The organism is Pseudoalteromonas sp. Z9A6 (assembly GCF_011378805.1).
Taxonomy (GTDB): Bacteria; Pseudomonadota; Gammaproteobacteria; order Enterobacterales; family Alteromonadaceae; genus Pseudoalteromonas; species Pseudoalteromonas distincta.
Genome location: NZ_WTKZ01000017.1, coordinates 10220 through 25031, shown reverse-complemented (window position 1 = coordinate 25031; position 14812 = coordinate 10220). Strand labels below are relative to the sequence as shown.

The window sequence follows — 14812 nt, the reverse complement described above, 5'->3', positions numbered from 1 at the left end:
TAAGTGATTTATGTTTAATAAAATTAAATTTACTCCACTAAGTAAATTAGTGGAGTAATATTTTAATACCTTGCCAACCGAGTTGTAGCGTTAATAACGTTAAAACGACTCTAAAAATACGCTTAAATTTATCCCCAGCCATCCTTTTAAGTAATTTAATTCCAAACCAAGTACCTACAGCACCACTTATTACCATAGCAATTACAAGCGGCATCCATTGCCAAAAGCTAAAGCCAACAGCACCATAAATTACCGCTTTTAATAAATGCTGCACACTCATAATGCTCGAAAACGTTGCCGTAAATTTTAACTTTTCGTAATTATTTATATATAAACAGCTACCAACTAATGGCCCGCTCGCTCCCACAAACATAGAAATAAAAGTCGTTATGCCACCGGCGACCATACGCCATAACTTAGAGGTTAATTTTACTGGCGGTGTTTTACCCCACAGTAAATAAATAACAAAAATAGCGACCACTAACTTCATAGCATCAAGCGATATATCATTAATAACAAAACTTGATAACCCCGTCCCTACTAAGCCGCCTAACGCAAAATATACAAACATGCTTTTATCAATATGCTTAAAGCTGAGTAATAACCTATTTGCATTAGAGCCAAGCTGTACTAAACCATGCACAGGCACAACAACTGCCATAGGCATAAACGACGCCATAACAACAAGCAGCATTAATCCGCCACCCGCACCAAATGCAGCAGATACAAAAGAAGTAAACCCAGCTGTAATTATCAACGATAAAAGCAAAAATAAAGACATACTGTCGGGAAATAAAAAGTCCATAAAACTCCACTGCCTATTTAGGTACTTTAAAGTCGCAGTATCTTAAACAATTAAAGGTACAACATACACTTATAGCTAGCGCTGTCAGCCTCTATTTCAGGCAATGTATTATGTTGCGTTGTTTTTGCACTTTGTTTGCACATTTAACAAATATTATACATTCAACTTCATTACCGGATATTTCTGATGAGAAAACTTAACGCACCAATTTTAGCACCGCTTGCTGTTTGTATACTTGCACTGAGTTTAGCTGCCTGTAACGGTAGCGATACTCAAAGTAGCGTCGTAACTGAAACAACCACCGATGAGGGAACTACAACAGATACTTCAACCGATTTTGTTGTAGAAGTTGACCCTTTTAACTTTGAAAGCGATGCACTCATTTCATCTATTACCACTCAAACATGTACGCTAAGTAATGGCGATGAAGCATCATGCTACAAAATTGATATTGCCGGTGCACCTTCAAATTACGAGATTGGTGTATTCTGCCCTCAAAATATCACCTCAACAGCAGACGAAGCCGGTATTTGGTTTGATGGCACCGGTGAGGTTTACGATATAACTGGTGACTTTATTTTAAATCTTCCTACATTATATAACGATAGTCATTGGCAGCTATACGACGAAGGTACAGGCCTTGTAAATGTAACAGACACACAAGAATCGTGTGATGGCGCTGCACGTCCAAACGTAGAAGAACAATACCAAAACCACTGCGTAGAATGCTCTATTGATTATGTTGATGGCGGTATATCAGAATCATTTTTAATACCAATAACGCCCGTTGCAACCACTCAAAACAGCAGTATTGGTAACGCTAATGTAGGTGTTGCTCTCAATGGTGTTGTACTTGCTGCACCAGCCCCTGTTGAGGCTATTTTAGGCGCATACACTATTGCAGCCTTTGATGATTGCGCTGGCCATATTAACTTAGTAGCAGGTTATCACTATCACGGTGAAGCAGGCTGTAGCCAAACACAAATTCAATCAGACGGTCATGCCGCCATGATGGGTTATGCACTCGATGGATTTGGTATATTTGGCATGCTTAACGAAGATGGATTAGAACCCACTGATTTAGACGAATGTAGAGGCCACACCGACGATACACGCGGTTACCACTACCATGCAGCCGACGTATCTGAAAACATGTTTATTGGTTGCTTTAAAGGTGCTACCGCAAGATAACGCACATTTTGGCCAAATAATTAACTGAGATACTAATGAAAATATTTAACGTAATAAAAGCACTAACCACTGGCTTATTACTTGCTGCCTCATGCTCTACGCTAAGTCATGCAGGCCACGGCTCAAATGCGCCTTGGGAAGCATGTGAAGCAAAAGCCATTAATGAAGATTGCAGCTACACAAGCCATGATAAAAAAGCGACAGGCACATGCCAAGCAATGAACAAAGTACTTATGTGCGTTCGAAATAAACCACTTGAAACATTAATAGACAAAGCAACCCAACCAGCAAGTGACCAAAAGCAATCTGTAAAATCACTCGCTAAACGATAAAGTAACAGCTACACGCCAAAGCCTTAACGCTGTTTGTTAAGGCTTTTTTAATCGCAAATCATTAGAAAGCATACCCTTTATCTGTTAAGTTAGCTTTGTGTATCAAATAATAAAAATAAAATTCCAAAAATGGAATTACACAAGCAAGGTACTAACGTGAGCGCCACATTTAAAATTGTTTTTAATGGTCAGTTATATCAAAATACTGACATTACCTCTGCCCAAGAAAAACTTAGCCAACTTCTTAATATTCCTCATAATATTGTTATTCAGTTATTTGATGGAAAAGCTTACGCTTTAAAAAAAGACTTATCGAGTATTGATGCTGTTAAAACAGAATCCTCACTAAAAAAGCTAGGTTTGATTACTAATGTAGAACCTCAACCCTCTACTGTAACCTCTAAGTCTCAAAATAATCAAATAGCACTCACTGAGCACAGTAAAAATACAGATAAACACATTAGTGAAAGCACTAGCGGCAAAAATATCTCAATACAAAATGAACGCCTAGATACAGGTGAAGCCCCAAATACAGCTGCAGCTATTAAGCAAAGTTATAATAAATATAAATTACTGCGTAACACTTTAAAAAGCGCATTGTACTTTTGCTATTGCGCACTTTGTATTATTACCATAATAGGCGTAGTGATCAGTGTTAATGCACTTAAAAATAACTTTGGCACCCTAAATAACACAACAACAAATAACTTAAGTTACCAAAACTATAAACAATATTTGATTGATCAAAATAGCCTAAATAAACCAACACAAAAAGTAACAAACGATCAAACAGTTAACCTTACACAACAAAAAAGTAATGAGTACTTTAGTCGCTTTTCATCGCTGATAAATAGCTACGCGCAAAGTACAGGACAAGCTGATATAAAAACGATGGGGGGCGATAAATTACAACAGCACCTGCAAGAAATAGATGACCTAGGCCCTAAAAATAAATTTTGGCAGCAACTGGTACAACTTTCAAAAGGCTTAGATAACGATAAACATGCAATAGGGATGCTAAACAATACTGATCCCGGCAAAGTACAATGGATAAACGCGGTAGATTGGATCAGCCAAAGCTATATTAGGCAATATCAAAACTCGCAAACTACAAACAACTCCCCTGTCACTACCTACGAGCCAAGTAACCCCATACTTAACCTAACGTTATTAATAAGTATGCTGTCGTTATTCAGCCTGCTTGTGATTGCAATAAAAATGAAGCTACGCGCAATAAGACATTCTTAAACTTTATTTTATAAATTCCATAAAAAAACCCGCAAATTTGGATTAACAAATTTGCGGGTTTCTTATGGTTTTCGAATAACGAATTCAAAAACCTTTATTGGTGGAGCTGGGGGGATTTGAACCCCCGCCTAGTTATTTAAAAACAACAACTTAAAATCATTTGTGTATAAATGGTGTATTTTTGAATTTCTACTCTTAGTGTGACTCGTATTTACAGCCATAGAGTTGTAGTAACCAGCTAATTTATCCCCAGTTTTAAAACCTTGCCATTCCGACGAATCGGGGAATTTAAAAATAATTTCAATTTGGACTCGCTTCCCCCGCCCATTGTCAATGTGACTCATCCATAATTCATTTCGTTGGCATAGAAGTCTGCCTGTTACTTTTAAACCTAATGAAGAAAAAGAAATGAGTCACAAAAAGGTCCCAATGACACCAGATGCAGCCAGTCGTATTGTTAGCAATGAGGCAAAAAACAATGGTGGCAGAATTGCTAACAATGGATTTGCAGCAAAGGCTATGAGTGCGGCAGAAAAAACGCTAACAAAGGAGTGAAATAGTATGGATAAGCATGACGCAGATAACCACTCTAACCAATTAAACCCTGAAAATGATGCTTACTGGCAAAGCCGTGGTGAAGACGAAAGACCTGATGATTGGCAAGAGCAGCTAGATGATTAATTGATGTCAGTATGGAATTAAGCTTGTGATGAAGTACTGACTATATATAAAAGGGCTGTAAGGCCCTTTTATATATTTTGTATTTAAATTTTTATTGGAAAGCAGTAACTTAGTAAAATATTTTAATATGAATAGTTAGATTAGCTCAACTAAAATACATCTATTGTGAGATGTAGACAATCTGACTATTACGGTCTAAAGCGCTTTTAGTATGAGAAGCTGTGTAAGTCATAAAATGTATCATCATGCACGCATGCAAAAGTTTCATAAACACCTACGCGACGTGCCACTTCAATATTTGCTTCTACGGATTTTAATAGCTCAGAGTTATTTCTTTCTATCAAGAAAGATTTAAATCCTTCTAGATCTTCAAGTGTCTGCCTCTTTTTTAAAATTAGTATTTGATCATATTCTTCAATTAAATGTTCTATGTTTTCATAAAATTCCAAAATTTCACCATCGTCACATTTGACCTTATCATCAATTACAGCTTTAACCTCACATTGATGATAAAACTCAAACCCTACGAGATCATCAAACAATAAGTCCGTATCAATTAGCATTTTTAACACTCCTAGTTATTTTAAATTTGAACTTCATCTTCAGCGATTATGCCTATTACTTTTTCTAAATATTTACCGTGTTCTTTAGAGGTAGCAGAGCGAAGATAAGGGGGCACCTTTTCTAAAAACTCACTTTTCGATATCGGCTTAAACTCGCATAAAGCATCAATCATTGAGGGTCTTAGAAGCCTATTTGCCATAGGCACATCATCATCGTTTGGTATGACACATTCATCAAATTTTTGTAGTTTTGCTTCTAGTTTTTCATCATTGTAACTAAATGCATCAATGCTATTAACTATCTGATTTTCGTGTTCAATAACACTTTCAATCCTTTCTACTTCAGAGATCGAAGTATCGAGCGTTGTAACTTCTGTTTTCAATTTATGGAGAGCTTCAATAATAGGTTTTAACTGAGCTTGTGGGTTTTTAAACCAATCTGTTGACCAAATTCGTTTGATATTCCAACCTAACCCTTCTAGAACAGACTGACGAAGTCTATCTCTATCTCGCGCTGATTTTGCAGAATGGTATGTTGCTCCATCACACTCAATACCCATTAAATATCTTCCAGGTTGGCCGGGATCTCGTACGGCTAAATCTATAAAATATCCAGCTACTCCAACTTGAGGTACACAGTTAAAACCCTCTAATCTTAGTGCATTCATAACAGATATCTCAAAATCACTGTCGGGCTGTTTTCCGGTGACTTTTTGTTGTTGAAGCTTTCCGGTTTGTGCGTAGCTTAAGAAGTTTTTTAAAGCATGAACGCCCGCACTAGATGTTTCTGATGCAACAATGTGTCCTTCAGTCATTGAACTAAAAACATGCATGCGCTTTTTAGAGCGCGTAAATAAAACATTTAACCTTCTACCACCGGCTGCTGAATTAATTGGTCCAAAACGTTGAGGCATATGCGCCGCACCAGCTTCTTGAGGGCCATAAGTGCAGGAAATATAAATAACATCTCTTTCATCACCCTGAACATTTTCAAGGTTCTTAAGAAAGAGCGCTTCTTCATTGTTAGCGTTTTCGGCTAGAGCGTCTCTGAACTGAATATCATCTTTAGACAACTCCTCAACACAGCGCTCTATTTGCTCCCGTTGCTTTGAGCTCATTGCCACGACACCTAATGATTCGTGAGGTCGATGTAATAAATGGCTTCTAACAGCTTCGGCAATAACTTTAGCTTCTTCTATGTTATGTTGATTTACGAACCGGCCGCTTTTTACATGAGTGAACTTTATACCAAACTCATCACTTTCACTCGATGGCGATGGAAATACCACTAAGTTACTGTCATAAAACGCTTGGTTTGAAAATGCAATTAAGCTTTCATGGCGCGAGCGGTAGTGCCAACGTAATCTGCGGGCATTAAACATTGGAAAAGTTACATCAAGAATACTTTCAGATTGCTCAATAGCTGTTACATCCTCTTCGTCATTTTCAATCGCTTTATCAAAGAAACTTGTTGGAGGTAATTGTTTAGGATCACCAACAACAACTAACTGCTTACCTCTAGCGATTGTACCCAGTGCATCTTCAGGCTTTATTTGTGATGCTTCGTCCATTACAACCAAGTCGAATTCTAATTGTCCGGGGGCCAAATATTGAGCCACTGAATGAGGTCCCATCATGAAGCATGGCTTCAGAGCTAAAAGCGATTGGCTAGATCTTCGTATGAGTTGACGAATTGGCGCATGACGAGTCTTTTTATTAACTTCATTGTTTATAAGCCCCATTTCTGTATATGAAGCTACTTTACCGCTAGAAACACCGCTTTCAGTATTAGAAAATCCATTATTAGCCACTTGGTAGGCTATTTTTTCTTGTTGTAGGGTTTTTAGCTTATTGTCGTACTCCTTAAACTGTTTACGAATTGCATTTTGATCGGCTCCAGAGAAGTAAGCTAATTGTTGATTCTCATTAATAATTTCTCTAGCCAGAATATCAAATACTGAATAGACATATATTTGTTCAATCTCATCTAAATTTAAAGCGCCTGCTTCAGTGTAACGTAATAAATTTTCTAGGCCTTTATCAGATAAGGAAGTTCTAACTCTAATGAAGTCTACCCAAGTGCTTAACCACCTTGGTTGACTGATTGCTTTATTATTACGCTCTTTTAATAGTTCAAACTTTCTGGAAGTGCCTTTAAACCAAGCCGTTTCATCTAGTTCTACTCTATCAGCAAACTTCAAAAGGCTTTGCTTATAATTATTGTAGGAAGCAGAGATGTTATCGATATTTGATTTTATTAGTGAGAGTGAGTGAGCACTAATATTATCTAGTAAATATCTTTTCAAAAGTTCAGACTCAAGAGCGGATATCGCTTTACTTAACTCTAAAGTTGATTCAATTTTTGATAATTGTGCTTTACTGCAAGCTCTGACTGTCAGTAAGATGTTTTCACCAAATATTTCTTGGCTGACTAAGTTGTTATCAAGCGAAGCTTCATCATTTATAAAAACAGATATTTTTTGTATAGCATGAGAAAGATCTCTCAGAATAAAATCTTTTTTACAGAGTGACTGTAAAGCTTTGATATTACCTTCTATTTCATTAGTAAACGAGGAAATACCAATGTCAGTAGATAAATCTAAATTTTTATTTTCAAATAACTGGTGGGAAAATACACGTTCTAACTGAGGAAATAGTCCAAAAAATTGCTCAAATTCCGATAGTGTTTTAGACGCTGCTAAGTGCTTTAACCCTTTAAATAATTCGTTTTCGATAGAAAATAACGAGTTAGCAAACGCAACTCTTTGTCCGAAACCAACTCCATATGAAGCTCGAATACCTTTGTACCAGAGCCGAATACTCACTAACTCAGATACAGGAGTCTCAATACCTTTAAACTCATGTTTAAGTAAATCTTGGTAAGCTGGCTCTTTATGTAGTTCTTCTACTAATTTACGGTAACAGATTAAATTAGTAAGCAATGGCTTTAAACTTTTAACTTTTGGCTTCAGCCCTTTTGCACATAAAAATAATTTAGATTTTGCAGCCCGCCATTCACTACTTAACCAACAAAAAAGCCCTGCATTTTTAATTATGCTATTTATCTCTTCGAGCTCATTTGCTGTAGGTAAACTATCTAATTGAAAGTGCGACTCTAATTCTTTGTGTAATGAATTAATCTTAGGCAGTAACTCCTCTAAATTAGCGAGGTGTATATCTAAAAGCTCATTATCAAATAACTCATGCCGTCTTGATACTAACGTTACATCTAAAGAGTTAACATGTTCTAGGTACTTTTTACACTCTACAAACCCATTAAATGATGGTGTCAATAACTCAGACAAATTACAGTCTTGCTCTATTAAAGTACGTAAATCATCAGCAATTGATAGGCTAACATCTTTTAATGTTGTAAGTGATAAAAGCTGTTGGTATAGGTTTGTTAGCTGCAAATCATTATTTTTACACTTCTGGAGTAAATTATTGCAAGAAGTTTCTAAAAGCTGAAATTTCTCATTATTATTGAATGCAGCAGACTCAAATAAATTATCTAATGTTTCAAGCTGTGTTTTCACTAGTTTGAATTGTTTTACATATTCCTTTAAAGCAATTTCTTTTTCGGTCGTTATAAGCGTTAATGCGGTAAGATCTTCAGTACCTTTTAGCTCGGGTATCTTATGATTATCTGCTAAAACTTGTTTCACTGCGGTTATATCAGAAATTACAGCGCTTCCTATCTGCTCATGTAATGGCTGAATAGATTGCTCTAATAAACAAATATCATTGTTCCATGCTGCGAGTAGGGCACATATATCCTCACAATCAAAGAGCTGAATGGATTTATTATATAACCCAAACCAAGGATGATCTGAGAGTTCTGACTCTGCTCCAAGCTGCATTTTCACTTCAGAATATACATCAGCATACTTTTTAAGTTCATCGGTTGTTCTTCTTGATGATATTTCATCAAAACTCTGGCCATTAATATGGTCTGGCTTGATATCTTGTAAAGCAATGCTGGCAAATTCTTCACGGTACCTTGTCGCGGTCGAAAAGATTTGATGGATAGTTCTACCTGTATTCTTCCATGTACTATTAATTAAATTGGCATAACTACTTAATATTTCTTTCTTTTCTTCATACATTTGTATATCAATGTCAATTGAAGATGGATAACGATATTTACTTTGATTATTAATTCTTTGAGCTAAGTTCTCGTAAACCTGCTTTTTTTGTGTTTTATGGCTATGTAACTCTAAACAAAAGTCACCAAGTCCAGCTCTAGATAATCGAGATTTTACAACTTGAAGTGCTGCCATTTTCTCTGCAACAAATAATACTTTTTTTCCTTGGGCTATTGCAGCGGCAATTAAGTTTGTGATTGTTTGAGACTTGCCTGAGCCGGGAGGTCCTTCAATAACTAAGTTTTTACCCTGAATTGCATCAACTAAAGCACTATGCTGAGAGCTATCCGCATCATCAATTAAAGGGTAGTTATTATGGACTTCATCTAGCTTATCTATTAAATACTCTTCACCAAAACTTGTATTATTTTCACCATCTGCAGTTCCGTGTTTTGCAAAAAACTTCTGAAGAATGGAATGGTTTTGAATATTGCTTGAGCCTTGAGGCCAACGGCTTGGATCTAAATCCAAATACATTAATAGTTTGCCAAAATCAAACATGGATAAGGTCGAATAACGCTTAACTTTCCATGCTGGTTTGTGGCGCTTTAGCTGGCTTTCAACCTTTTTAAGATACTCTTCTGGCAACACATCTTCGATTAGCTCTGGTAATTCAAGATGAAAATCGTGCTTAAGTTTTTCTCTTAAGGATAGGTTTGAAATAATATCCTCACCAGTGTACTCAATAGTATAAGTGTATGTACCTAAATCTTTATTTAATGATGCCCTGTCAATTTTAACCGGTATTAAATACAAAGGTGCTTGTCTTTTAACATCAGACTTTTCATCTTCAAACCACTCTAAAAAACCAAAGGCAAGATAAAGAATATTGGCTCCTGTTTCTTCGATTGCTGTGTTTGCTTTGGTTCGAATATTTCGTAATTGGGCCTCTAGCTCTCGAGGAAAGAGGAGAGATTGTATATTAGTGTCATTATGCTTAGAGTCTTTTGACTTAGTACTTAATGGCAGTTCATAGCTTGTGTTAAAACCTTTAACTTTAGCCCAATCTTTAGAGCTAGGGTCTGCTTTTACTTTTACTTCTTGTCCATCCTCTTTAATGACGATATATCCATGCTTAATTAACTCTTCACGCAAAGGCTCGTCGATAGGAATAAAAGTAAATTCATTACCTTCGAGAATATTTGAAGCCAACTGATCTGGCATCTCATCTATAACTCTTATAAAACCTGTTTTTCCATGCTTAAAATTTAACAGGCGGTTTCTTCCTGTCAGGTCTAACAAACGATTTCTAATAGCTTGCAAAGAGTCAAATGCAAAATTATTATTTAACTGGCTTTTAGTTGAACTGTCCATTTTATAACCTATCTCTTTTCCGTTCGTTTCAGTTAAACACCATGAATAATCATCACTTTGCTGTACTTTATTCTTTAAGTCGATATGCAAAGCATGATTAATTGCTTTCTTATCCACACCAAGCTTTTTAGCAATCGCTTTTGCTTTTTGATTAGGGGTGTTCTTTAGCTCACTAATAATTAAATTAGATAACTCACTCATTTTTCAAACCTATTATTCTGCACTCAAGAGGGAGCGTTCTCCCAAACTCATATTCATTAACTAAAGTTAAGTACGTCGCTCATCGCTCTTACCCGCAACACCTTTCATTAGCATGTCGAACACTAAGCTCGCTATACCTTTAGACACTAAATCGCTTGAAAGTGCTTTCATGGCCATTGCGTTGTGAGTATCCATGCTTTCAATAATCGCGTTTTGGATTGCTTCAGGGAATTGGCCAAGCATGGCTTGCTCTTTGGTATTGTGCTTAACCTGGTCCATTGCGGTTTCGTTTTCGGCTACTTTACCCATTATTGCATTAGCGTAATTAACCATATCGTTTTCAGATAGGCCATCTTCAGCAAACAGGTCGTTCATGCGCTCAATGATTTCGTTTAAAAGCTCAGTTTTAGGATCCTTTGGTACTGCCCCCGAGCCTTCTTTGCTTGGTGGTAAGTAGCTTTTAGGTTCTTCACCAATTTTATGACCTAACTGTAAATCAGCTTCGCGTTGTTCATGCAGCCGATAATGCGTCATTACTACATCGGTTAGGTCAACGTCGTCTTCTATTACATCCATGCGTAAGAGTGGGTGTAAGTTTTTAGCAAACACGCTGAGCTTTTCTAAGTCAGTGTCGTTAAAGTCAACAATTTGAGAGCTAAACTCGTAGTAACGATAAAACGAGATTAAATCTTTTCTAAACACATCTAAAATATCTCTGGCTTCTTTAGCGTGCTTAACACTGTTCTCACTGTACTTAATCGCTTTGTCGTTGTTCTCATCTTTCGCTTTTGAAAGCTCTTTTTGAGCTGATTGCAGTACAGTCGTAGCTTCTTTGTAGCGCAGCTTAAATCGCTCTACAGGCGCTTTCATAATATTGGTGAGTTTGTCTTGCTTGGCATGTTTACTGTTATAAGCGGTTACAAAAGTTTCTACTTCAAACCATTGGTAAATACCCACCTCAGCTAGCTTCTCCATTATGTCGTAAACAATATTAGGATCAGATACGTCTGAAAGCTCAGCGGTTTGAAAGTAAACTTTAAACTCTTCTAAAATTTCTTCAGGGTCGTTTACAAAATCCAGCACAAAGGTTTTATCTTTACCTTTGCAAGTACGGTTTAACCTAGAGAGCGTTTGAATACATTCAACACCCTTTAATGGCTTATCAACATACATAGCCACTAACTTAGGTTGGTCAAACCCTGTTTGAAACTTATTCGCGACTAACATTACTTGGTAGTCGTTAGTGTCAAAGGCTTTGCGCATATCGCGGCCACGCAAATTAGGGTTCATCGCTTTTTCAGTAAAAGCATGATCAGGAATATCTGGGTCGTTTACTTCACCAGAAAACGCCACCATTGCATTTACGTTTTCATAGCCTTTATCCATTACATACTTTTCAAAGGCAAGCTTGTAACGTACAGCTTCTAAACGGCTACTCGTCACCACCATTGCTTTGGCTTCTCCGCCTAATAAGTGTTTAATTTTGGCATTAAAGTGCTCAACAATTGTTTCAACTTTTTGTGCAATATTGTATGGGTGTAATCTTACCCATTTAGCCATTTTAGACGCCGCTTTTTTGCTATCTACTTCTTGATCAGACTGCGGGTTATCATGAGCTAATTGATAAGCCACGCGATAACTGGTGTAGTTTTGCAGCACATCTAAAATAAAGCCTTCTTCAATGGCTTGGCGCATTGAATACACATGAAAGGGTAATGGCTTATTAGTATCGCTTAGCGGTGCGTCTAAATCTTCAGGGCGGCCAAATAGCTCTAAGGTTTTCGCTTTTGGTGTTGCTGTAAAGGCAAAATAGCTAATATTGTTAGAGCCTTTACGGGCCTCTAGCGATAAACGCAGCATATCTTCACTGTCTAGCTCGTCATCGCCTTCAAGTTGTTCCGCCATAAGCACTTCACGTAACTTACGTGCTGTTGTTCCCGTTTGGCTAGAGTGCGCTTCATCGGCTATTACCGCAAAACTTCGCCCAGCTAGGGTAGAATCTTTTCGTATTGCCTCTAAAACATGAGGAAAGGTTTGAATGGTCACAATAATAATCGAGGTACTGGCTTTAAGCTCACCGGCTAGCTGGCTCGACTTACTGCCTTGTGCCTCTTCGCGGTTAACCCGCGCTATCATCCCTTCGTTATGATCAAACTGATAAATGGTATCTTGTAGTTGGCTATCTAAAACGGTTCTATCGGTAATGACTATTACTGAATCAAATACTTTGTCGCCTGCTTGTTTTTGTAATTCGGGGTGCTCAGTTAAGTAATGTTTAGAGGCCAGCTGGTGCGACAACCACGCAATAGAGTTCGACTTACCCGAGCCCGCACTGTGTTGAATAAGGTACTTTTTACCCGTACCTTCAAAATCAACTGTATTTATAAGCTTAGAAACCACAGCCCATTGATGATAACGCGGGAATATCATGGTTTCTTTTACTTTTATTGGGCCATCAAGTTGCTCTTCGTCTTTTACTTCTAAGTGAATATAGCGGCTTAAAATAAGTAACAAGTTATCTTTTTGAAAAATCTCGTTCCAAAGGTACGAGGTCGCATAGCTGCCATCAGCCGGAATATCATTTCCCGCAGCGCCTTCGGCTGTACCTTGGTCAAACGGTAAAAAGAAGGTTTTATTCCCCGCTAAACGGGTCGTCATTGCCACGTTATATTGGCTTACTGCAAAATGAACTAACGCACCACGTTTAAAGGTCAATAATGGCTCTGCCTTTTTAGTGATTGGATCTTTTGGCTGGCGGTCTTTCATGTATTGCACTTTGGCATTATTGAGCGACTGCTTAAATTCAGACTTTAACTCACAAGTTGCAACCGGTAACCCGTTTACAAACAGGGTTAAATCTAACCGGCCATCATAACCATTCGGTGAGTATTTAAGCTCAGGCACCACGCGTAAAATATTTTTATTATAGCGTTTACTCGCATCAGGGTTTAAATCGTGATCAGGCTTAAAGCTACATAAACTAAATTTAGCGCCACGGTCTTTAATCGCATTACGTAATACCCAAAGCGTGCCTTTGTTTTTTAAGTTACGTTCTAGGCTTTTAAGTAAAGCATCAGCGGTTGCTGTAGGGCTTCGGTCAGTCTCTGGGGAATGTTTTTGCAGCTTATCCCATTGCTCAGGCTGCGAGTCTTTTACAAAGGTAACAACATCTTCTGGGTAAAGAGCTAACTCTTTATTATATTTATTCGACTCACCCAGTAACCAGCCTTGTGCAAGCATTTGGTCAATAATGTCATTTTGAAATTGCAACTCTCTTACTGTTTTTGCTTGGCTCATTTACTCATCCTTTTGATTTAATCGTTGCTTTGCCTTGGCAATAGAATGCTGTAATTTTTGTTCGAGTAGTTCAACATCCATCAAATGCGTTAGGTATTCTGCAACATGAATATCGCTGCCTTCCATTTCAAGTAACTCAATTTGTTCTTGTTTTTTACTGGAGCACAAAATGATCCCAAGTGGTGGGTTTTCACCCTCTTCGGTTTCATATTTTTTTAGCCAGTTGAGGTATAGCTCCATCTGGCTTTTGTGGCTGTGTTTAAACTTTTCGAGCTTTAAATCAATTGCCACCAAACGCTTTAACTTACGGTTGTAAAATAGCAAGTCGATATAAAAATCATCGTTGTCAATTTGGATACGCTTTTGACGCGCCACAAAACTAAAGCCGGCACCCAGCTCTAATAAAAACTGCTCAATGTCTCTTAAAATGGCATCTTCTAAATCTTTCTCTAAGTAGCGGTCATTCAGTTCTAAAAAATCGAGAATATAGGGGTCTTTAAGCAGCAGTTCCTGCTTATACTGGCCTGAATTTCGCAGCTCAGAGAGTTCAGCCACAATGGTATCGTCTGGCTTTTTAGAAATAGCCGTGCGCTCAAACAACAAGGCACCTATGCGCTCATCCAAGGTGCGGGTTGACCAGCGTTCCTGAATGGCCATTGTGGTGTAAAAGTCTCGCTTTATGGGTTCATCAATAGCAATTAACTGGCGAATATGGGTCCAACTCAATTGTGTACGCAGTGCGTGCACAATCTCTATATCCCAAAAAACCTCTGCAAACTTAACCATTTGCGCAAGGTTGCGTTTGCTCCAGCCTTTGCCAAATTGCACCGTTAGCTCATTAGAAAGCGTGGCAATCACTCGTTTGCCATAATCGGCTCGCTCACCGCCCAGCACTGCTTGATTAATGCGATTACCCACTTGCCAATACAACAAAGTAATTTCGCTGTTCACTGCGACCGCAGCGCGCTGCTTGGCACTGTGGATCAGGGCGCTCAGCTCTTGGCTCAAGGGAGCTAGGCTTGTTAGATTACTCAT

9 protein-coding genes are annotated in these 14812 nt (G+C 37.9%); 4 read left to right on the top strand and 5 right to left on the bottom strand.

The window, feature by feature from the left end:
- Positions 1-46: 46 nt before the first annotated feature.
- Complete coding sequence (locus GQR53_RS08745) at positions 47-805, bottom strand: sulfite exporter TauE/SafE family protein (protein WP_165743640.1); 759 nt, start codon at positions 803-805, stop codon at positions 47-49.
- Between the two features lie 186 nt (positions 806-991).
- Here GQR53_RS08745 and GQR53_RS08740 point away from each other — a divergent pair, with 186 nt between their 5' ends.
- The 4 genes from GQR53_RS08740 (at position 992) to GQR53_RS08725 (ending at position 4131) form a co-directional block, all read left to right on the top strand.
- Positions 992-1996, top strand: a complete 1005-nt coding sequence (locus GQR53_RS08740) for a YHYH protein (protein WP_165743639.1) — start codon at positions 992-994, stop codon at positions 1994-1996.
- A 35-nt stretch (positions 1997-2031) separates the two neighbouring features.
- Positions 2032-2328 (top strand): hypothetical protein, encoded by a 297-nt coding sequence (locus tag GQR53_RS08735; RefSeq protein ID WP_165743637.1) that lies wholly within the window; start codon positions 2032-2034, stop codon positions 2326-2328.
- Positions 2329-2484: 156 nt separating this feature from the next.
- Positions 2485-3576 (top strand): hypothetical protein, encoded by a 1092-nt coding sequence (locus tag GQR53_RS08730; protein WP_331461830.1) that lies wholly within the window; start codon positions 2485-2487, stop codon positions 3574-3576.
- A gap of 408 nt (positions 3577-3984) precedes the next feature.
- Entirely contained in the window at positions 3985-4131 is a 147-nt protein-coding gene (locus GQR53_RS08725) for a hypothetical protein (RefSeq protein WP_165743633.1), read from the top strand.
- Between the two features lie 332 nt (positions 4132-4463).
- Here the strand turns inward: GQR53_RS08725 and GQR53_RS08720 are convergent, their stop codons facing one another.
- The 4 genes from GQR53_RS08720 to GQR53_RS08705 all read right to left on the bottom strand — a co-directional run bounded on the left by GQR53_RS08720 (position 4464) and on the right by GQR53_RS08705 (position 14812).
- Positions 4464-4820, bottom strand: a complete 357-nt coding sequence (locus GQR53_RS08720) for a hypothetical protein (protein WP_165743631.1) — start codon at positions 4818-4820, stop codon at positions 4464-4466.
- 20 nt (positions 4821-4840) lie between these two features.
- Positions 4841-10480 carry a DUF4011 domain-containing anti-phage protein Hhe gene (hhe, locus tag GQR53_RS08715; protein ID WP_165743629.1) on the bottom strand — a complete coding sequence of 1880 codons (5640 nt, stop codon included), beginning with the start codon at positions 10478-10480 and terminating at the stop codon, positions 4841-4843.
- Between the two features lie 66 nt (positions 10481-10546).
- Positions 10547-13777 carry a DEAD/DEAH box helicase family protein gene (locus GQR53_RS08710; protein ID WP_165743628.1) on the bottom strand — a complete coding sequence of 1077 codons (3231 nt, stop codon included), beginning with the start codon at positions 13775-13777 and terminating at the stop codon, positions 10547-10549.
- Positions 13778-14812, bottom strand: a complete 1035-nt coding sequence (locus GQR53_RS08705; RefSeq protein WP_165743625.1) for a PDDEXK nuclease domain-containing protein — start codon at positions 14810-14812, stop codon at positions 13778-13780.